This is a genomic window from Streptomyces sp. DH37, from assembly GCF_029813835.1.
Taxonomy (GTDB): domain Bacteria; phylum Actinomycetota; class Actinomycetes; order Streptomycetales; family Streptomycetaceae; genus Streptomyces.
Genome location: NZ_JARVKV010000002.1, coordinates 1 through 18,847, shown reverse-complemented (window position 1 = coordinate 18,847; position 18,847 = coordinate 1). Strand labels below are relative to the sequence as shown.

Sequence of the window (18,847 nt, the reverse complement as noted above, 5' to 3'; positions counted from 1 at the left end):
GCGGCCATCGCCACGCCCCCCGTCCCTCCCCCGGCGGCGGCTAGGCCGCTCTGCCGGACTCCCCGGCCCGCTCGGTCTTCTCGGCCCTGTGCCGCGCGGCCTTCTCCGCCCTCTCGGCCTTCTCCCGCTCCGCGATCTGCCGCTTGGCCGCCGTGGCGTACATGTCCACGTACTCCTGGCCGGACAGCTTCATGATCTCGTACATGACCTCGTCGGTGACCGCGCGCAGCACGAAGCGGTCGCCGTCCATGCCCCGGTAGCGGCTGAAGTCCAGCGGCTCGCCGATCCGGATGCCCGGCCGCATCAGCTTCGGGACGACCTTGCCCGGTGGCTGGATCTTCTCGGTGTCGATCATCGCGACGGGGATGACCGGCGCGCCGGTGGCCAGCGCCACCCGGGCCAGCCCGCCCGGCTTGCCGCGGTAGAGGCGGCCGTCCGGGGAACGGGTGCCCTCGGGGTAGATGCCGAACAGCTCGCCGCGCTCCAGCACCTGGATGCCGCTCCTGATCGCCGCCTCGCCCGCGCCGCGCGCACCCGAACGGTCCACCGGGAGCTGGCCGACGCCCTTGAAGAACGCGGCCGTCATCCTGCCCTTGATCCCCGGGGTGGTGAAGTACTCCGCCTTGGCGATGAAGGTGACCTTGCGCTCCAGGACGGCGGGCAGGAAGAAGGAGTCGGAGAACGACAGGTGGTTGCTCGCGAGGATGGCCGGCCCCTCGGCCGGGATGTTCTCCAGGCCCTCCACCCAGGGACGGAACGCGAGCCTGAGTCCGTTCCCGAGGGAGAGCTTCATGACGCCGTACAACAACCGAGGAACCTCCTGTGTCTGCCGGTAAGACCATATCCCGCCACCGCGGACCCCCCTCAGCCGTTCCGGCCCCGCGCGGGTCGTCCGGCCTACCCGGTCACCGCGCGCACGCGTAGGGTGGCAGCACTCCCGCCCGCCGTCCCGTCCGCTCCGGTCCCGGCCCCGGCTCCGGTCCCGACGGGGGCCGGCCGGCGGGCCGCCCACCGAGTCGACCACCGAACGGAGATCCACGGTGCCCCTGCTCCCCGGTGCCGAACCGCTGCGCCACGACGGCGGCGAGGTCGGCGTCCTGCTGTGCCACGGTTTCACCGGCTGCCCCCAGTCGATGCGCCCCTGGGCCCACTACCTGGCCGACAGGGGCCTGACCGTCTCCGTGCCGCTGCTGCCGGGACACGGCACGCGCTGGCAGGACCTGGCGGTCACCGGCTGGCAGGACTGGTACGCGACCGTCGACCACGAGCTGCGCCGGCTGGGCGAACGCTGCGAGCGGGTCTTCGTCTGCGGCCTGTCGATGGGCGGGGCGCTCGCGCTGCGGCTGGCCGCCCGGCACGGCGACGCGGTCAGCGGGGTCGTGGCGGTCAACCCGGCGGCGACCCTCCCGCGGATCCAGGGGTACGCGCTGCCGGTCCTGCGCCACCTGGTGCCCTCGACGAAGGGCATCACCAGCGACATCGCCAAGGAGGGCGTGGTGGAGGTCGGCTACGACCGGGTGCCGCTGCACGCCGCCCACTCCCTGTGGCGGTTCCTCACGGTGGTGCGCGGGGAGCTGCCCCGGGTCACCCAGCCGCTGCTGCTCCTGCACAGCCGGGTGGACAACGTCGTGTCCCCCTCGGACTCGGCGCTGATCCTGGAGAGGGTCTCCTCGCGGGACGTCACCGAGACGGTGCTGGAGCGGAGCCTGCACGTGGCCACACTGGACCACGACGCGGAGCGGATCTTCGCGGACTCGTACGGATTCATCACCCGCCTCACAGCGAGGAAGACGGCACGTGACGGAGCGTGAGCACAACCGCGGCGAGGGACCCGAGCCCCTGGACGAGGAGGCGGCCTGGGCCCAGATCGTGGCCGCCTACGGCGAGGAGCCCGCGGAGCCGCCGGGCGACGAGCGGGAACGGGAGCGGGAACGGGAGCGGGAGCGGGTCGACGGTCCGGAGGCGCGCGAGGGGCGCGAGGACTCCCCCGGCCCCGAGGCCGGGGAGCGGCCGGCGCGCAGCTTCACCGTCTACGCGGCCGGTTCCGGGCCGCGCGACTGGAGTCCGGCCGAGGCGTCCGACGGCGACCTCGGCGAGGACGACGAGGGCCACTTCGTGCCGCCGGAGCCCCCGCCGCTCCCCAAGGGCGACCTCACCAGCCGCTTCGCCTGGCTGGCGGTCCTGGGCGGCCCGCTGCTGCTGATCCTCACCATCCTGTTCCAGCAGCCGGTGACGTGGTGGATCGCCACCCTGGGCGTCGGAGGCTTCCTGGGCGGCTTCGCCACGCTGGTGACGCGGATGCGCGACGACGAGGACGACGGCTACGACGACCCGGGGCGCGGCGCGGTGGTCTGACCGGGTGCGGACCGCCCCTGGTGGGCGGCGGGGACGCGCAGGGCGGCCAGGACCGGCAGGTGGTCGGTGGCCGCCCGCAGGTCCGCGTCGGCCACGCCGGGGAGGCCGGCGGGCACGCCGCAGCCCAGCACCGTCACCGCCCCGGTGGCCAGTACGGCGTCGATGCGCTTGCGGGGCTCGCCCGCGGTCGAGGTGAGCTCGCCGCCCCACGGGCTGGTGGCCCAGCCGTCCTGGAGGACGGCGGCGAGGCGGCGGAAGGCCCGGCCGCCGGGCTCGTCGTTGAGGTCGCCGGCCACCGCCCCGGCCTCCACCCCCATGCCCGCCAGGCGGTCCAGGACCATCCCGGCCTGGGCGTACCGCTCCCGCTCGGCCAGGCTGAGGTGGCAGCAGACCACCGCCAGCCGGGCGGACGGCCCGAAGCGCAGCACCGCCGTGGCCAGGCCGCGGCGGTGCAGGCCGGGGGTGCGCGGCAGCAGGACGTCCTCGGCGCGCTCCACCGTGGCGCGCAGCGAGGACAGGATCATCGGCCCGGTGGCCGTCGCCCCGCCCGTGACGTACACCAGGCCCGTCTCGCGGGCGAGACGGGCCGCGTGCTTGCGCCAGCGGAAGAAGCGGGGGGCCTCCTGGACGCAGACGACGTCGGGCGCGCAGGCCCGGACGACCCGGGCCAGCGCGTCCGTGTCGTCGCGCAGGGAGCGGACGTTGTAGCTCAGCAGCCGGACCACGGCCGAGCCGTCGGGCTCGGTGCGGGACGCGGGCAGGTCGCCGGGCGTGTGCCCGTGTTCGGTGCCCCCGGTCGGCGTACGCACCCGCGCCCCCTCGCCGTCAGCCCTGGCGGGCCAGGTCGGCCGCGCCCACCAGACCGGCCCTGCCGCCGAGTTGGGCGGCGAGCACCTGGGCGTGCGGACGCCACTGGCCGCCCACCAGCCAGCGCCGGAAGGACTTGCGGATCGGGTCGAGGACCAGGTCGCCCTCGTCCGAGACGCCGCCGCCGACGATGAACGCGGACGGGTCGAAGAGGGAGGCCAGGTCGGCCAGGCCTGCGCCCGCCCAGCGGGCCAGCTCGCGGAAGGAGTCGACGGCCACCGGGCAGCCCTGCCGGGCGGCCTGGCTGATGTGCCGGCCCTCGATGCCCTCCGGGGTCCCGTCGCCGAGGGCGAGCAGGATCCCCGCGTTCTCGGGGGTGGCGTTGGCGCGCTGGCGGGCGTAGCGGACCAGGGCGCGGCCCGAGGCGTACTGCTCCCAGCAGCCCTGGCTCCCGCAGCCGCACAGCAGGCCGTCGGGGACGACGCGGACGTGGCCGAACTCCGCCGCGACGCCGAAGCGCCCGCGGTGGAGCTTCCCGCCGATGATGATGCCCCCGCCCAGACCGGTGCCCAGGGTGATGCACACGACGTCGTCGTGGCCCTGGCCGGCGCCGAAGCGGTACTCGCCCCAGGCGGCGGCGTTGGCGTCGTTCTCGACGACGACCGGGAGGTCGACGCGCTGCTCGACCTTGTCCTTGAGCGGCTCGTTCCGCCACTTGATGTTGGGGGCGAAGAGGACGGTGGCCCGCTTGTCGTCGACGTAGCCGGCGGCTCCGATGCCGACCGCCTCGATCTCGTGCCCGGTGCTGACGGTGCGGACCGCCTCCGCGATGGCGTCGATGACGCCGTCGGCGGTGGGCGGGGTCGGCACCGTGCTGGTCTCGAGGATCGTGCCCTCTTCGTCGACCACGCCGGCCGCGATCTTCGTACCGCCGATGTCGACGCCGATGGTGAGTCCCATGTGTCCCTCAGTTACTCGGTCGATCCCCGCTGTGCACAACCGTACCGGAGGGCGGAGGCTTGAACGGACCGACTGCGAAACCCAACCCGGTCCGTACAAGGTCTGAACGGTGGTCGAACGGACCCCGAACGGACCCCGAACTGGTTCCGAACGGGTCCCGAACGGGGCGGGGGGCCGGACCGGGCCTCAGTCGAGCTCGATCCGCTGGGATCCGGTGGGGCCGTCGTCCTCTCCGTCCCCGCCCTGCCCGTCCCCGTCCCGGCCGCGGCTCCCGTCCCGGTCCGCCGGGGCGCCCCGGTCCCCCGCGGCGTCCTCCCCGGCGCTCCCGGCGGTGCTCGCCCCGGCGCTCTTTCCGGCACTCCTCCCGGTGTCCTCTTCGGCGCGCTTCCCGGCGTCCTCCGTCCGGCCGCCGTCCGTCCCGTCGCGGGTCCAGCGCCGCTCCTGGTCCGTCACCGCGGCGCGGTAGGCGGCCAGGAGTTCGCCGCCCGCGGCCGCGAGGTGGTCGAAGACCTTCGGATTGCGTTCGACGACGGGCTCCACCACCGCTCTGGCCCGGTCCGCGAACTCGGCGAACTGCCGCGCGGCGGACCCCGTCAGCGGCACCCCGAGTTCGGCGAGCTTCCCCGTGATCGCGTCGGCGAGGCGGAGCAGTTCCTCGGCGGCGCTCCCGGGCGGGGTCCCGTACCGCTCGCGGCGGCGCTCGCGCTCGGCGGCGAGGTCCTCCTCGCAGGCGGTGGCCCAGGCGTCGGGATCGGCGTCGGGACCGGCGTCGGCGGGGCGCTCGGTGGCATCGCTCATGGCGGGCTCCTGGGGCGGTGACTGCGGTGGGAGCCGCGGCGGGCCGCGGCGGCCGGTGGCGAGCCGTCCGGGCGGACGGGCTCTCTCCCCCGACGTTACCCGAACGCCACGGTGCCGCCGGAGCCCCCGGGCGTCCCGCCGGCCCCGCGCGGGGTCACTCCCGCGCGGGCCACAGCCCGGGTTCGGGCTCGAAGCGCACCGTCAGCTCGCCCCCGGCCAGCCGGGCGCCGGCCACCGTGCAGCGGCGCAGCGCGGCGGGCAGCGGCAGCACCCTGCGGAACGGCCCGGCGGTGACGACCACCTCGTCGCCGCGGCGCACCAGGGAGAGGGTCTCGCGGGTGGCGCCGGGCAGCGGCAGCCGCCACAGCAGGACGCCCTCGTCGTCCAGCCGGTCCTCCACGGCCCACGGTCCGTCCGCGGGCGGACCGTCCACCGGGGCGGGCAGCGGCGCCCGCTCGGCCAGTTCGCCGAGGTCGGCCGGGCCCTGCGGCTCCCGGCCCAGGTGCGGCAGCTCGCACACGGCCACCGAGTCGGCCCGGAACTCGTCCAGGAGCACCTTGAGCGCCTCCTGCTGCCGGGCCGCCAGATCCGCCAGCCAGGGGTCGGGCGAGGCGGTGGGCAGCATCCGGTTGGCGACCACGGCGTCCACGGCCAGGCCGTGCAGCGCGAGTCCGGCGCGGGCGGCGCGCAGCGCCCGGGCGGCCGCGGGCCCGGGCTCGGCGACCAGCCGCACCGTCGTCCCCGGCGCCTCGATCACCGCCTGTACGGCGGCGAGTTCGCGGTCCAGCCGGCCGGCGGCCTCGTACAGCGAGCGGGCGGGCATCGGCACCCCGGCGAGCTGGGCCAGGACCGGCCGCAGCGCGCGGGCGGCCTGCCGCTCGGGCGGCAGCAGCCGCCGCAGCCAGCGCCGGGTGTGCTCGGGCGCCGCCAGGGTGCGCACCGCCTGCCCGACCGGCGGCATGTCGACCACGACGAGGTCGTGCCCCTCGGTGTCGCCGGGGTCGTGCGCGGCGCGCAGGACGCGCAGCAGGGCGAAGGCGTCGGCGCCGGGCGGCTCGGCCAGCTCGTCGTCGTCCAGCGGCTCGGCGCCCAGCAGGTCCAGGGCGGAACGGGCGCGTTCCTGGAGGGCGACGGCGCGGGCCCGGAAGTCGGCGCCGGAGTCGATGCGGGCCAGGCTCAGACCGGGCGCCACCTCGTGGGGCGCGCCGGCGCCGTACCCGTCGCCGCCGCTTCCGGCGTCCGCCCCGAACAGCGCCCCGAGCAGGGCGGGGTCCTCGGCGCTGAGCAGCAGCGTGCGGCGCCCGCGCCGGGCGGCCGCCAGCGCGGTGGCGGCGGCGACGGTGGTGCGGCCGCTGCCGCCGCCACCGGTGACCAGGACCGTGCGCACTCCCGGCGCGTCCACGGTCAGGACGCGGCGCCGCTCTCGACGCGCTTCTTCAGCCCGTCCAGAGCGCGGTCGATGATGACCTTCTCGGCCTTGCGCTTGATCATGCCGAGCATGGGGATCTTCACGTCCACGGTGAGCTGGTAGGTCACCTCGGTGCGGCCGCCTCCGTCGAGGGCCCTCAGGCGGTACGCGCCGTCCAGGGTGCGCAGCATCTGCGACCTCACCAGGGACCAGCGGACCTCCTCGGGCCCGGCCCACTCGTAGGCGAGGGTGTGCTCGTCCCGGATGGCCCCGGCGTCCAGCAGCAGCCGCACCCGCTCGGCGCGGCCCCGGTCGTCGGTGGAGAGCACCTCGGCCTCCTTAACCTCACCGGTCCACTCCGGGTAGCGCTCGAAGTCGGCGATCACCCCCATCACCTCGGCCGGTGCCGCCTCGACGATGATGCTCGACCTGGTGTGTTCGGCCATCCCTGTGGCTCCTCCGCGTTGCTGCGCCCGGCCCGTGGTCCGCTGCCGTCTGCGGGGGAAGGCTACCGCGCGCGGGCGCGGCGGCCCGCCCCGTCCCCTCGCCGCTCCGGTCACCACTCCAGGACCCACGGCCTGCCGGTGGCGCTGAAGTGGCCGACGTTCACGCACTCGGTCCGGCCGATCCGCGTGCGCCGCACCAGGGGCTGGTGGACGTGCCCGAAGAGCGCGTACGCGGGGCGCACCGCGTGGATCGCCTCCAGCAGCGCCTCGCTGCCGCGCTCGAAGCGGCGGGCGACGGTGTCGTAGCACAGCTCGGGCACCAGGGGCGGGATGTGGGAGCACAGCACGTCGACCTCGCCGAGGGCGGCGACCTTGGCCGCGTACGTCTCCTCGTCGACCTCGTAGGGCGTGCGCATCGGGGTGGGCAGCCCGCCGCCGACGAAGCCGAAGCGCAGGCCCCCGATGTCGGCCGTCCGCCCGTCCAGGACGGTGGTGCCCTCGGCCGCGTACTCGGGCCACAGGGCGGGGACGTCCACGTTGCCGTAGGTGGCGTACGTCGGGGTGGGGAAGGCCGCGAACAGCTCGGCGTACTGGCGGCGGACGGCCTCCTCCACCACCTCCGCCGTGCCGGTCCCCCCGGCCCCGCCGCCCGGGGCGACCCCGGCCCACAGGCGGGCCGACAGCTCGCGGGCCTCCTCGAAGCGGCGGGCGGTGCGCAGCTCGACGTACCGGGTGGTGTTCTCGGCCCCGAACAGGTCGGGGAAGATGCCGCGGGTGTGGTCGGCGTAGTCGATGAACAGCACGAGGTCGCCCAGGCAGACCAGCGCGTCCGCGCCGTCGCCGGCCGCGGCCAGGTCCCGGCTGTTGCCATGTACGTCGCTCACCACGTGGACTCGCATCAAGCCACCCCAAGATTCCGTGCCCCGGCGCGCGGGGGTCCGCGCGCACCCTCCGGACCTGCGTCTCCTTCGTGCCCGCCGGGGGCGTGGACTACCCTGCTGGGGACAGTCCCGTGGTGTGTGACGCACCGAACATCTCGGCGCCACCCCCTACCCCGAGCCCCGTACCGGTGGGTAACGTCCGTGGCCGTCCACCCTCAAGACCCCCCTGTCTTGGGCCAGAGCCGACGGAAGCCCGTTCCCCAGCGGATCCGTGGCGGCGCCGATGAGGAGCATCAGTTTTGCGCGAGTTCAGCCTTCCGGCCCTGTACGAGGTGCCCGCGGACGGAAATCTGACCGATCTCATCCGCCGCAATGCCGTGCAGCACCCGGACGTTCCCGTCATCGCCCGCAAGGACGCCGGGGGGAACTGGCTCGACCTGACCGCCGGGGAGTTCCTGGCGGAGGTGCGGGCGGCGGCCAGGGGCCTGATCGCCGCGGGGATCCGCCCCGGCGACCGGATCGGCCTGATGTCGCGCACCCGCTACGAGTGGACGCTGCTGGACTTCGCGGTCTGGAGCGCGGGCGCGGTGACCGTGCCCATCTACGAGACCAGTTCGCCGGAGCAGGTCCAGTGGATCCTCGGCGACTCCGGCGCGGTCGGCTGCGTCGTCGAGACCGGCGCCCACGCCGCCGCCGTGGAGTCCGTGCGCGACCGGCTCCCCGCCCTGGCCCACCTGTGGACCCTCGACGACGGCGCGGTGCAGAAACTGGTCGACTCCGGGAGCCAGATCACCGACGCGGTCCTGGACGAGCACAGCTCCGCCGCCGACGCCGACTCCCCGGCCACCATCGTCTACACCTCCGGGACCACCGGCCGGCCCAAGGGCTGCGTCCTCTCCCACCGCGCGTTCTTCGCCGACTGCGGCAACGTGGTCGAGCGGCTCAAGCCGCTGTTCGTCCCCGGCGAGGGCTCGGTGCTGCTCTTCCTGCCGGTCGCCCACGTCTTCGGCCGCATGGTGCAGCTCGCGGCCGTCATGGCGCCCATCCGCCTGGGCCTGAGCCCCGACATCAAGCACCTCACCGACGACCTGGCCGGCTTCCGCCCCACCCTGATCCTGGGCGTGCCGCGGGTGTTCGAGAAGGTCTACAACTCGGCGCGGGCCAAGGCGCGGGCCGAGGGCAAGGGGAAGATCTTCGACCGGGCCGCGGAGACCGCGATCTCCTACAGCCGCGCGCTGGACACCCCCTCCGGCCCCTCGCTGGGCCTGAGGCTGCGGCACAGACTCTTCGACAAGCTGGTCTACGGCAAGCTGCGCGCGGTCCTCGGCGGCCGGGCCACCCACGCCATCTCCGGCGGCGCCCCGCTGGGCGAGCGGCTGGGCCACTTCTACCGCGGCATCGGCTTCACCGTCCTGGAGGGCTACGGCCTCACCGAGTCCTGCGCGCCGACCGCGTTCAACCCGTACGACCGCCCGAAGATCGGCACGGTCGGGCAGCCGCTGCCGGGCTCGACGGTCCGCATCGGCGACGACGGCGAGGTGCTGCTGCGCGGCGAGCACCTCTTCAGCGGCTACTGGAACAACGAGGCCGCCACCGCCGAGGCGATGGCGGACGGCTGGTTCCACACCGGCGACATCGGCTCCCTCGACGAGGACGGCTACCTCACCATCACCGGCCGCAAGAAGGAGATCCTGGTGACGGCGGGCGGCAAGAACGTCGCCCCGGCCGTCATCGAGGACCGCATCCGGGCCCACGCCCTGGTCGCCGAGTGCATGGTGGTCGGCGACGCCCGCCCGTTCGTCGCCGCGCTGATCACGCTGGACGAGGAGTTCCTGCCCCGCTGGGCCGAGGAGCACGGCAAGTCCGGTCTGGACAGGGAGCGGCTGCTGGAGGACCCCGAGCTGCTGGCCGCCGTCCAGCGGGCGGTGGACGACGGCAACGCGGCGGTCTCCCGCGCGGAGTCGGTCCGCAGGTTCCGCCTGCTGCGGACCCAGTTCACCGAGGAGTCGGGCCATCTGACGCCCTCGATGAAGCTCAAGCGCGGCGTGGTCGCCAGGGACTTCGCGCAGGAGATCGAGGCGCTGTACGCGTAGCGCGGCGGCCGCCGCGCGAGGCCGCGCGGCCGCGGCGGGAGGTCCGCGGACTCCCCCGGCCCGGACGGAGGCTCCGTCCGGGCCGGGGGAGTCCGGCGTTCGCGCCCCGGCCGGGGCGGGCCGGAGCCCGCCGTACGGTGCCCTACAGCAGCGCCCGGAGCCGCTCCGCCAGCAGGTCCCAGCGCCAGCGCTCCTCGACCCACTCCCGGCCGCGCTCGCCCATCCGGCGGCGCAGCCCGGGGTCCTTCAGCAGGGTGACGATCCGGTCGGCCGTCTCCGCCGCCGCCTCGCCGCCGGGCGCCCCGCCGCGCACCACCCAGCCCGTCTCCCCGTCCAGCACGGCGTCGGGTGCGCCGCCGGAGTCGCCCGCGATCACCGGCAGACCGGTGGCCGACGCCTCCAGGTAGACGATGCCGAGCCCCTCGACGTCGAGCCCGCCCCGGCGGGTGCGGCAGGGCATGGCGAAGACGTCGCCCGCGCCGTAGTGGGCGGGCAGTTCCTCCCAGGGCACCGCGCCGGTGAAGCGCACCGAGCCGGCCACGCCGGTCTCCTCGGCCAGCTTCCGCAGCTCGCCGCCGTACGGGCCGCCGCCGACGATCAGCAGCACCGTCTCGGGCACCTCGGCCAGGATCGCCGGCAGGGCGCGGATGAGGGTGTCCTGGCCCTTGCGCGGCACCAGCCGCGAGACGCACACCACGACCGGCCGGTCGGCCAGGCCCAGCCGGGCGCGTACGGCGTCGCCGCCGGAGCCGGGGTGGAAGGTCTTCTCGTCGACGCCGGGCGGCAGGTGGACCATCCGGGCCGCCGCCTCGCCGGTGAGGGCCGCGGCTATCCGGGAGCGGGTGTACTCGCCGAGGTAGGTGAGGGTGTCGGTGCCCTCGCCGATGCGCCGCAGCAGCCGCCGGGCGGCGGGCAGCCGGGCCCAGCCCGCCTCGTGGCCGTGGGTGGTCGCCACCAGCCGCCGCGCCCCCGCCCGGCGCAGCGCGGGGGCCATCAGGCCGAGCGGCGCCGCCGCCCCGAACCACACCGACGCACAACCGTGTTCGCGCAGCAGCGACACCGCCCGGCGCGTCGTGCGCGGGGTCGGCAGCAGCATCGTGGTGGCGTCGCGCACGACGGTGAAGGGCTGTTCGGCGTCGAAGCGGGCGGTGGCCTCGGCGCCCTCCCGGCCGCGCTTCCAGGTCGAGGCGTAGACGACGACCCGCTCCGGGTCCAGCCGCAGCGCCATGCTGTGCAGGAACGCCTGGATGCCGCCCGGCCGGGGCGGGAAGTCGTTGGTGACGATCAGGGTCTTGTCCATCGCCGCCGACAGTACCCGCTGCCCGCCGGGGGCCGGAGCGGCACCCGGTACGGTCGGTCCATGCGCCTTCTCGTCGCGGCCTGGGCCGCCACCCGGACCGTGGTGCTCCTGTGCGTGTTCAAGGTGGTCGCGGTGCCCGGACCGGACGTCACCAGCGACGTCTCCGTGATCTACCAGGGCTGGTACCAGGTGCTGCGCACCGGCGCCTTCCCGCCGGACGACGTCACCTGGCAGTACCCGCCCGCCGCCGCGCTGGCGGTCCTCTCCCCCGCGCTGCTGCCGTTCCTGGAGTATCCGGCGGCCTTCTACGTGCTGGTCTGCGCCGCCGACGCCGCGGCGTTCGCGCTGCTGCTGTACGCCTCCCGCCGGGGGTCGGGACGCGGGCGCGCGGGGGCGTGGGTGTGGGTGGCCGGGGTGCCGCTGCTGGGCCCGACCGTGTACGCCCGCTACGACCTGATGGTCACCGCCGTCGCGGTCGCCGCGCTGCTGGTGCTGGCCCGCAGTCCGCGCGCGGCCGGTGCGCTGGCGGCCCTCGGCGCGCTGCTGAAGGTGTGGCCCGCGCTGCTGCTGGTGGGGACCCCGCGCGGGCGCGTCACCCGCGCCGCGTGGGGCGCCGCCGTGGCGGTGGCCCTCGCGCTGACCGCCGCGTTCGCCGCCGCCATGCCCGGCGCGCTGGACTTCCTCACCCACCAGCGCGACCGCGGCACCGAGGTCGAGTCGGTGGGGGCCCTGGTCTTCCACGTGGCGCGGCACTTCGGCTGGGAGGGCCGGGTGCTGCTGAACTACGGCTCGGTGGAGTTCCTGGGCCCCTACGTGGACCTGGTGAGCACCGCGGCCCTGCTGTGCACCGCCGCCGCCTTCGGCTGGCTGCTGCGGTGGCGGCTGCGCGCGGTGGAGTGGACGGCGAGCACCGCGGCGGACGCCGCGTTCGCCGCGGTGCTGCTGTTCACCGTCACCAGCCGCGTCATCAGCCCGCAGTACATGGTCTGGCTGGTGGGTCTGGCGGCGGTGTGCGTGACGCTGCGCACCGGCCGGCAGGGACTGCCCGCGCTGCTGGTGGTCGTGGCGACGGGGGTGACGCTGCTGGAGTTCCCCCTCAACTTCGGCAGCGTGGTGGCGAGCGACGCGCTGGGCGTCACGCTGCTGGTGGTGCGCAACGGGCTGCTGGTCGCCGCCGCGGTCCTGGCCTGCGCCCGGCTGTGGCGGACGACGGTGACCGAGCCCCTGCGGCGCGCGGAGGCGGCCGGCGCGGAGGAGGGGAGGGCCGGCTCGGACGGGGAGGGCGCGGCGTCCCCGGAGCGGAAGGACCTGATCGCCCGGTGAGGGGCCCGGCGGGGCTCCGGTCCGGTGAGGGGCCCGGCCTTCCGCGCTACCCCCCGCCCAGCTCCTGCCGCACGTACGCGCGCCAGCTCTCGGTGAGTTCCTCCATGCCGACGCCGAGCACCTCGCGGACCACCGGGTCCATGCCGTCGTCGCCCGCCCCGCCCGCCGCCGTGTACAGCTCGACCAGCCGCTCCTCGCCCCACCGCGCCACCACCATCCGGCACAGCAGCCAGCCGCCCTCGTAGGAGCGGGCGAGCCGGTCGGCGTCCCCGGCGAAGTCGAAGTCCTCGTCCGTCGGCAGCCGCCGGGGCGCCTCGCCCCTGCGGACGGCGTCGGTCAGCACGGGGGCGATCCGGGTGGAGGGCCGGTCGGTGCCCCGGTAGCCGACCCAGTCGGCGAAGCCCTCCGACAGCCACATCGGGGTGGACTCGGTGGTGTGCGCGCGGGTGGCCACATGGGCGACCTCGTGGGCCATCACGATCCGCCGCCCCTCCTCGCCGAGCAGCCAGTACGCCTCGGGGTTGACCACGATCCGCTCCGCGGGCGTCCTGCCCCGGCCGCCCACCTCGCCGGTGGTGACGGCGGCGATGCCCCGGTAGGAGGAGGGCGGGCCGCCCAGGAGCCCCGCCATCCGCTCCAGCGTGGCGGGCGCCTGGACCAGCACCCGGCGCGGCCAGGCGCGCGGCCAGGCGGCGCCGACCGCGGGCACCGCGCGGTCGGCGTCGTCCGCCAGCGCGCGCAGGTCGAACTCCGGGCGGCCCACCCCCAGCACCAGGCTCCGCTCGCCGCGGACGACGGTGACCCTCCCCTGCTCCCACAGCTGCTGGGTGCCGCGGCGGCCCCCGGCCGCGCCGTCGCTGTCGGAGGAGACGTACCAGCGGCCCTCCCGCTCGGTGAGGGTCAGGTACTCCACGTCCCGCACCGGCACGGGGTCGTAGCCCTCGACGCGGTAGCGCAGTTCGGCCCGCACCGCGATCCGGCGCGGCCCGGCGTCCCGGCCGTCCCCGCCCTTCCCGTCCGGGAGGGGGAAGGCCTCGTCGCCCGTGCCGGTGACGCGGTAGGACCAGTGGTCGAAGGGCAGCCGGGCGAGGTTGCCGAAGACGGTGCGCTGGCTGTCGCGGTAGCCGTCCGCGCGGGGGTCGACGGTCGCCAGGTAGGCCTCGCGGTCACCGGTGAGGACGGCCTCGGCCTGGCGGTCCAGCACCGCCTGGAGCAGCCCGCGCTCGGCGTCCCCGTCGTCCCACGGGCCCCCGCAGCCGGACGGGGACGACAGCAGCACGGCGATCAGTACCGCCAGCACCGCCAACGCGTTCCGCCACCGCCGTGTCACACCGCTGATCGTACGGGCCGGGCCGCGGGACGTGCGGGAGGCCGGTGCGCCGCGGCCGGGTCCCGGCGCGGGGGTCGGGACGGGGTTCAGGGGGCGGTGTTCAAGGGGCGGTCCTCAGGGGCGGACCACCGCGGCGACCGGCATCATCCCGACCGGGTCGTACCGCACCTGCGCCCCCGGGTGCGGGGCGTGCACGACCTGGCCGCCGCCGACGTACATCCCGACGTGGCTGGCGTCCGACCGGTAGACGACCAGGTCGCCCGGGAGCGCCCGGTCCAGCGGCACGTGCCGCCCGGCGTGGAGCTGGCCCTGCGAGGTGCGCGGCAGGGCGACGCCGGCCCGGCCGTACGCCCAGGAGGTCAGCCCCGAGCAGTCGAAGGCGTACGGTCCGGCCTGGCCCCAGGCGTACGGCGAGCCGACCGCCCCGCGCGCGGCGGCCACCGCCGCGGCGGCCCGCGCCGAGGGGACCGCGTCCGCCTCCGCCCGCGCCGCGGGGCGGTCGGCGCCGCGCGAGGCGCGCTCGCGGGCCGCGCGCTCCTCGGGCGGGAGGCTGTTGAGCAGCCGCTGGGCGGCGCCGAGCTTGCGCTGCACGGTCTCGCGGTGCCTGTTCAGGGTCGCGCGCTGGCGCCGCAGTTCGGCGAGTTTCCCGCCGGCCTCGGCGCGCTGCTGCTCCAGCGCGCGCACGGTGTTGCGGAACGCCTTGAGCCCGGCGGCCTGGCGGTCGCCGATCCGGTCCAGGGTCGCGGCCTTGGCGAGGTACTCCTCGGGTCCCTCGGAGAGGACCAGCGCGAGGGCCGGGTCCATGCCGCCGGAGCGGTACTGCGCGCTCGCCAGGGAGCCCAGCGCCCCGCGCATCCGGTTGACCCTGGCCTGGTCGCGTGCGGCGCCGTCCTGGGCCCGCTCGACCTCCTCGCGCAGGTCCTCCACGCGCTCGGAGACGGCGTTGTACCGCTCGGTGGCCCGCTCCGCCTCGGTGTAGAGCCGGTCCACGCGCGCGCTCAGCGCGGCCGGGGCCTCCTCGTCCGCGGGGTCGGCTCCCGCCGGCGCCGCCGTCAGGGACAGCGCCGCGCCCGCGGCGAGGGACAGCGCGGTGACCCGGGTGCCCAGCCCGGACGGGCCGGAGCGCGGGGCGCGCCGGCCGGAGGCGGCGCCTTCTCGGGGGCCGGGACGGCCGGAGTCCTGTCGGGGCGAACGCTGCGGGGCCACGGTGGGACCGCTCTCCCTTCCGCTGGGGGACGATGGCCGCCGACAGTAGCCGTACCGGCACGCTCGGTTCACGTACCGTCTCCCCGCCCGGCGCGCCGCGCTCCGTCCGGACGGCAGGTCAGCGGCGGGACGCGGAAGGGGGCACCGAAAAGCCTCCCCCGCCCGGATTCACCCGGACGGAGGAGGCTGGGAAGCGGAAGGGGCGGCCGGTCAGACGCGCACGCCGAACATGAACGGCATGTTGTTGATCGACTCGTAGCGCACGTTGGCGCCCGGCTTCGGGGCGTGCAGGATCTGCCCGTTGCCCGCGTAGAGGCCGACGTGGTGCAGGTCGCTGTAGAAGAAGACCAGGTCGCCGGGGGCGAGCTGGCTCATGGAGACGCGGGTGCCCGCGTTGGCCTGGGCCTGCGAGGTGCGCGGCAGGGCGACGCCGGCCTGACTGTACGCCCAGGAGGTCAGCCCGGAGCAGTCGAAGGAGCTCGGGCCGGTGGCGCCCCAGACGTAGGGGGAGCCGAGCTTGGACTGGGCCGCGCCGAGGGCGGCCGAGGCGCGCTGCGTGGCGGAGGCCGAGCTGCCGAGGTCCACGCGGGCCGAGGAGGCGCGGTTGGCGCGCTCCTCCTCCGCGGCCAGCTCGGCGCGCTCCTGCGCGGTGAGGGTGTTCAGCAGCCGCTGGGCCTCGGCGAGCTTGCCCTGGATCTTCTTCTTCTTGTCGCCGAGTTCCTTGCGGGTCTCCTCCAGGTCCTTCAGCTTGTCGGACGCCTCCTCGCGCTGCTGCGAGAGGGTCCGCTGCTTGGACTGGATCTTCTTCAGCGCGTCGGCCTGCTTGCTGCTGAGCTGGTCGAGCGCGGAGGCCTTGGCGAGGTAGCTGTCGGGGTCGGAGGAGAGGAACAGCTGCAGGGACGGGTCGACGCCGCCGCTGCGGTACTGGGCCGTGGCCATCGACCCCAGGCTGTCGCGCAGGTCGTTCAGGTCTCCCTGGCCGCGCGCGACGCTGTCCTGGAGGTTGCTGACCTGCTTCTGCAGCTTCTCCTGCTTCTCCTTGGCGCCGTTGTACTTCTCCGTGGCGTGCTCGGCCTCTTCGTAGAGCTTGTCGACCTTGGCCTTGACCTCGCTCTTGGTGGGCTTGGGCTCGGCCTGGGCCGACTGGGAGGTCAGCGCGACCGCCGCTGCTGCGGTCGCGGTGAGCACGGTCACCCGGGTGCGGTTCGGCTGCTTGGGTCGACGGTGGGACGCCACTGGGGCGAGCTCCTTCTTCCTCAGCCGCCTGCCGGGAGTGGTTGGGGGCCACCCGGCTCCGCGATGAGCGCCGCGGATTCGGCGGTTCCTCCGCTGTCACCCCGGTTGGGTGATCAACTGCGCAGAGGTTCGGGCCAGACACTAGCCATGCGCCGTGATCGCTTCAAATCCTCATAGGAAAAATCTCGCCCAGCGGCCACATCCTTTACCATCGCCCCACTGCCAGCGACCGCCGCCTGACGCTGAGTGCCGCATCCGGCGGACATTCCGGACCCGCCCGCGGGGAGGTGACGTTCCGTCAGGTGCGGCCGAGGCGCCGCAGCAGGAGCACCGAGGCCACCGGCCGGGCCCCGGCCGCGGCCACGCCGTCGGCCACCTCCCGGTCGGTGGAGACGACGACGACCGGACGGCCGGGCGGCTCGGCGCGCACCAGCCGCCGGATCAGCTCGTCGGCGGTCTGCCCGGGTTTGCTGAACAGGACCCGCACCCCCCGCGGCGGTGCCAGCAGCACCGGGGCCGCCAGTTCCGCCCCGTCGAAGACGCAGGTCACCTCGGCGCCCGTCTGGGCGGCCAGCCCCGCCAGCCCGCCCAGCAGCCGCAGCCGCTGCTTGTCCAGGGGCATCGACGGATAGCCGGTCTTGGTGACGTTGTAGCCGTCCACCACCAGATGCGCCTGGGGCAGCGCCAGCAACTGGTCGAGCAGCGCGGGGTCGTCCTCGGCCAGGGCGCGCCGCGCGACGTCCTTGGGGGTCATCCGGCCCGGCTCGACCGCGTCCACGGTCTCGGCCGGGCGGTGGGTGACGGGCGGCAGGGCCAGTTCGCGCCGCAGCCCCTGGGCGGCGTCCAGCACCGTGTCCAGCAGCAGCCGCAGGCGCATGTCCTCCACGCTGCGCCCCTCGCGCACCGCCCGGCGGCCGGCCTCCAGCGCCGACTCCGCCTCCGCCAGCCGCGACCGCAGCCGGCGCGCCTCGCTCTCGGCCGCGGTCCTCTCCGCCGCGGCGGCGGCCCGCACCTCCTCCAGCTCGGCCCGCGCCTTGCGCACCGCGGCCTCGCCGCGCTTGACGTCGCTCTGCGCACTGCGGAGCTTGCGGTGGAGGGAGTCGGCCTCCTTGCGGGCCGCCTCCAGCTCCGCGCGGAGCTGCTCGGTGTGGGCGCGTTCGGCCGCCCTGGCCTGCGCCAGTTCCTCGCGGAGCCGGGCCAGCTCCCGTTCGGCCTCCTCGCCGGCGCGCTCGGCCTGCGCCCGCTGGGCCTCCTCGCCCGCGGCGGCGACGAGCTTGACCCAGCCCTCCGGCCGCAGCACGTACGCGACCGCGGCCACGTCCACCGGATCGGCGGCCGCCGGGAACGTGCCGTCCAGGACCGCCTCGGACAGCTCCGGCAGCGCCTCGCGCAGCCGGTCGGCGATGCGCTGCCGGAAGACCGGGTCGCCCTCCAGCGAGGCGGCCATGGCGTTGCCCGCGAACTTGACCCGCCGCTGGGGGGTGAAACGGGCGTACTGCCGCAGGGGGACGGGGAGTTCGGCGACGGTGAGCCCGCCGAGCGCGTCCCCCGTCAGCGCCACCACCCGGCGGCGCACCTTCTCGGGCAGCGGGCGGTCGAGCGCCTCCTCGCCCGGATCCCCCGGTGCGCGCTCACCGCCCGTCCGTTCCACCACGGTTCACACCCGCCCGTCGTCACACCTGGGCGCCGGAACCGGGCCGGTCCACCAGCTCGACCTGGTCCACCGCGTTGCACCAGCGACAGCGCACCGACTCGATCGTCTCACTGAGCACCTCGCGCTCCTCGACCTCCGGCTTCCCGGCCAGGTCCAGATGGACGTACTCCACCACCTTGCTGGAGCGCGTCACGTCGAAGCGGGTGAGGTTGCCGCACATGGCGCAGCGCCACCGCGTTCCTTCGTTCGGTCGGGGAACCGGCATGTTCCGTCCTCTCCTCGGTCTTCCCTGCGCCGTCGGCGCCTTCGGTGTCACCGGCGCGTGCGCCGCTCCGCTGACTGGGTCCCGCTGCTCTCGCCCTGCCGTCCTGCCGTCTGCCGTCCTGACGCTCCCGCCGCCTGCGGGCCCCGGTGTCCGGGTGCCCCGGATACCGGGGATGTCCCCCGCCACGCGACCACCGGGCACCGGGCCGGGGGTATCCCCGCAACCCTACGGCCTGGCGACCACCGGGTGCGTCGCGGCGGGTGGCCCGTATCCGAGCCGACATCATCCGCGTCCGCGGTCCGGGCCTCCCGGGCGCACGGGCCCCCCACCGGCGGCGGCTACAGTGAGCGGGCCGGTCCCGGCGGCCAAGGGAACCGCAGCCTCCCGGGGGTACCGCCCGCGGCGGCTCCGCCGCGGCCCCCCTCCGAAGAAGGGAAAACCGTGATCACCTCGATCGTGCTCATCAAGACCAGCACCGACCGCATCCCGGAGATCGCCGAGCAGATCGCCGCGCTGGAGGGGGTCAGCGAGGTCTACTCGGTGACCGGTGCCCACGATCTGATCGCCATGGTGCGGGTGGCCCGGCACGACGATCTCGCGGAGGTCATCCCGGGCCGCATCAGCAAGGTTCCCGGCGTGGAGTCCACCGAGACCCACATCGCCTTCCGGACCTACTCCCAGCACGACCTGGAGGCCGCCTTCGCCATCGGGCTCGACTCCTGAGACCCGCGGCGGCCGGGAGCGGCCGGGTGGGCGGAGGCCCCGGCGCACGCGGTGCGCCGGGG

Annotated in this window: 18 protein-coding genes; 5 read left to right on the top strand and 13 right to left on the bottom strand. The window is 75.5% G+C overall.

Annotated elements, in window-relative coordinates:
• Positions 1-40: 40 nt before the first annotated feature.
• Positions 41-808, bottom strand: a complete 768-nt coding sequence (locus tag QC029_RS01145; protein WP_279553370.1) for a 1-acyl-sn-glycerol-3-phosphate acyltransferase — start codon at positions 806-808, stop codon at positions 41-43.
• A gap of 232 nt (positions 809-1,040) precedes the next feature.
• On the opposite strand from QC029_RS01145, the gene QC029_RS01140 reads away from it, so the two are divergent.
• A complete protein-coding gene (locus tag QC029_RS01140) occupies positions 1,041-1,811 on the top strand; it encodes an alpha/beta fold hydrolase (protein ID WP_279553369.1) in 771 nt (256 codons plus the stop codon).
• The gene (locus QC029_RS01135) at positions 1,798-2,355 is read left to right on the top strand and encodes a hypothetical protein (protein WP_279553368.1); all 558 of its coding nucleotides are present in this window, start codon (positions 1,798-1,800) and stop codon (positions 2,353-2,355) included. The genes QC029_RS01140 and QC029_RS01135 overlap by 14 nt, the downstream gene beginning before the upstream one ends.
• On the opposite strand, the gene QC029_RS01130 is transcribed toward QC029_RS01135, so the two are convergent.
• The 6 genes from QC029_RS01130 to QC029_RS01105 form a co-directional block, all read right to left on the bottom strand.
• On the bottom strand, positions 2,322-3,164 hold the full coding sequence (locus QC029_RS01130; protein ID WP_279553367.1) for an endonuclease/exonuclease/phosphatase family protein: 843 nt from the start codon (positions 3,162-3,164) through the stop codon (positions 2,322-2,324). The two genes, QC029_RS01135 and QC029_RS01130, sit on opposite strands and share 34 nt — an antisense overlap.
• A 16-nt stretch (positions 3,165-3,180) precedes the next feature.
• Complete coding sequence (locus tag QC029_RS01125; protein ID WP_279553366.1) at positions 3,181-4,122, bottom strand: ROK family glucokinase; 942 nt, start codon at positions 4,120-4,122, stop codon at positions 3,181-3,183.
• Between the two features lie 186 nt (positions 4,123-4,308).
• Positions 4,309-4,920, bottom strand: a complete 612-nt coding sequence (locus QC029_RS01120) for a DUF5304 family protein (RefSeq protein ID WP_279553365.1) — start codon at positions 4,918-4,920, stop codon at positions 4,309-4,311.
• 154 nt (positions 4,921-5,074) lie between these two features.
• On the bottom strand, positions 5,075-6,307 hold the full coding sequence (locus QC029_RS01115; RefSeq protein ID WP_279553551.1) for an ArsA-related P-loop ATPase: 1,233 nt from the start codon (positions 6,305-6,307) through the stop codon (positions 5,075-5,077).
• Between the two features lie 17 nt (positions 6,308-6,324).
• Positions 6,325-6,774: an SRPBCC family protein gene (locus QC029_RS01110; RefSeq protein WP_279553364.1), complete on the bottom strand. Its 450-nt coding sequence runs from the start codon at positions 6,772-6,774 to the stop codon at positions 6,325-6,327.
• Positions 6,775-6,884: 110 nt separating this feature from the next.
• Positions 6,885-7,673 (bottom strand): metallophosphoesterase, encoded by a 789-nt coding sequence (locus QC029_RS01105; protein ID WP_279553363.1) that lies wholly within the window; start codon positions 7,671-7,673, stop codon positions 6,885-6,887.
• 281 nt (positions 7,674-7,954) lie between these two features.
• On the opposite strand from QC029_RS01105, the gene QC029_RS01100 reads away from it, so the two are divergent.
• Positions 7,955-9,748 carry a long-chain fatty acid--CoA ligase gene (locus tag QC029_RS01100; protein WP_279553362.1) on the top strand — a complete coding sequence of 598 codons (1,794 nt, stop codon included), beginning with the start codon at positions 7,955-7,957 and terminating at the stop codon, positions 9,746-9,748.
• Between the two features lie 142 nt (positions 9,749-9,890).
• On the opposite strand, the gene QC029_RS01095 is transcribed toward QC029_RS01100, so the two are convergent.
• On the bottom strand, positions 9,891-11,048 hold the full coding sequence (locus QC029_RS01095; RefSeq protein ID WP_279553361.1) for a glycosyltransferase family 4 protein: 1,158 nt from the start codon (positions 11,046-11,048) through the stop codon (positions 9,891-9,893).
• Between the two features lie 60 nt (positions 11,049-11,108).
• Between QC029_RS01095 and QC029_RS01090 the strand changes: the two genes are divergently transcribed.
• A complete protein-coding gene (locus QC029_RS01090; RefSeq protein WP_279553360.1) occupies positions 11,109-12,371 on the top strand; it encodes a glycosyltransferase 87 family protein in 1,263 nt (420 codons plus the stop codon).
• Between the two features lie 46 nt (positions 12,372-12,417).
• On the opposite strand, the gene QC029_RS01085 is transcribed toward QC029_RS01090, so the two are convergent.
• The 5 genes from QC029_RS01085 to QC029_RS01065 form a co-directional block, all read right to left on the bottom strand.
• Entirely contained in the window at positions 12,418-13,701 is a 1,284-nt protein-coding gene (locus tag QC029_RS01085) for a hypothetical protein (protein ID WP_279553359.1), read from the bottom strand.
• Positions 13,702-13,815: 114 nt separating this feature from the next.
• Positions 13,816-14,808: a C40 family peptidase gene (locus QC029_RS01080; protein WP_279553550.1), complete on the bottom strand. Its 993-nt coding sequence runs from the start codon at positions 14,806-14,808 to the stop codon at positions 13,816-13,818.
• Positions 14,809-15,117: 309 nt separating this feature from the next.
• On the bottom strand, positions 15,118-16,143 hold the full coding sequence (locus tag QC029_RS01075) for an NlpC/P60 family protein (RefSeq protein ID WP_279553358.1): 1,026 nt from the start codon (positions 16,141-16,143) through the stop codon (positions 15,118-15,120).
• Between the two features lie 298 nt (positions 16,144-16,441).
• Complete coding sequence (locus tag QC029_RS01070; protein WP_279553549.1) at positions 16,442-17,794, bottom strand: NYN domain-containing protein; 1,353 nt, start codon at positions 17,792-17,794, stop codon at positions 16,442-16,444.
• Between the two features lie 22 nt (positions 17,795-17,816).
• Positions 17,817-18,062 (bottom strand): hypothetical protein, encoded by a 246-nt coding sequence (locus tag QC029_RS01065; RefSeq protein ID WP_279553357.1) that lies wholly within the window; start codon positions 18,060-18,062, stop codon positions 17,817-17,819.
• Positions 18,063-18,503: 441 nt separating this feature from the next.
• On the opposite strand from QC029_RS01065, the gene QC029_RS01060 reads away from it, so the two are divergent.
• On the top strand, positions 18,504-18,785 hold the full coding sequence (locus QC029_RS01060) for an Lrp/AsnC ligand binding domain-containing protein (protein ID WP_162465868.1): 282 nt from the start codon (positions 18,504-18,506) through the stop codon (positions 18,783-18,785).
• Positions 18,786-18,847: the final 62 nt, after the last annotated feature.

Coding starts and splice junctions, on each gene's coding strand:
- QC029_RS01125 (WP_279553366.1), bottom strand. CDS start 4,122: ATGGGACTCACCATCGGCGTCGACATCGGCGGTACGAAGATCGCGGCC.
- QC029_RS01120 (WP_279553365.1), bottom strand. CDS start 4,920: ATGAGCGATGCCACCGAGCGCCCCGCCGACGCCGGTCCCGACGCCGAT.
- QC029_RS01110 (WP_279553364.1), bottom strand. CDS start 6,774: ATGGCCGAACACACCAGGTCGAGCATCATCGTCGAGGCGGCACCGGCC.
- QC029_RS01105 (WP_279553363.1), bottom strand. CDS start 7,673: ATGCGAGTCCACGTGGTGAGCGACGTACATGGCAACAGCCGGGACCTG.
- QC029_RS01095 (WP_279553361.1), bottom strand. CDS start 11,048: ATGGACAAGACCCTGATCGTCACCAACGACTTCCCGCCCCGGCCGGGC.
- QC029_RS01090 (WP_279553360.1), top strand. CDS start 11,109: ATGCGCCTTCTCGTCGCGGCCTGGGCCGCCACCCGGACCGTGGTGCTC.
- QC029_RS01065 (WP_279553357.1), bottom strand. CDS start 18,062: ATGCCGGTTCCCCGACCGAACGAAGGAACGCGGTGGCGCTGCGCCATG.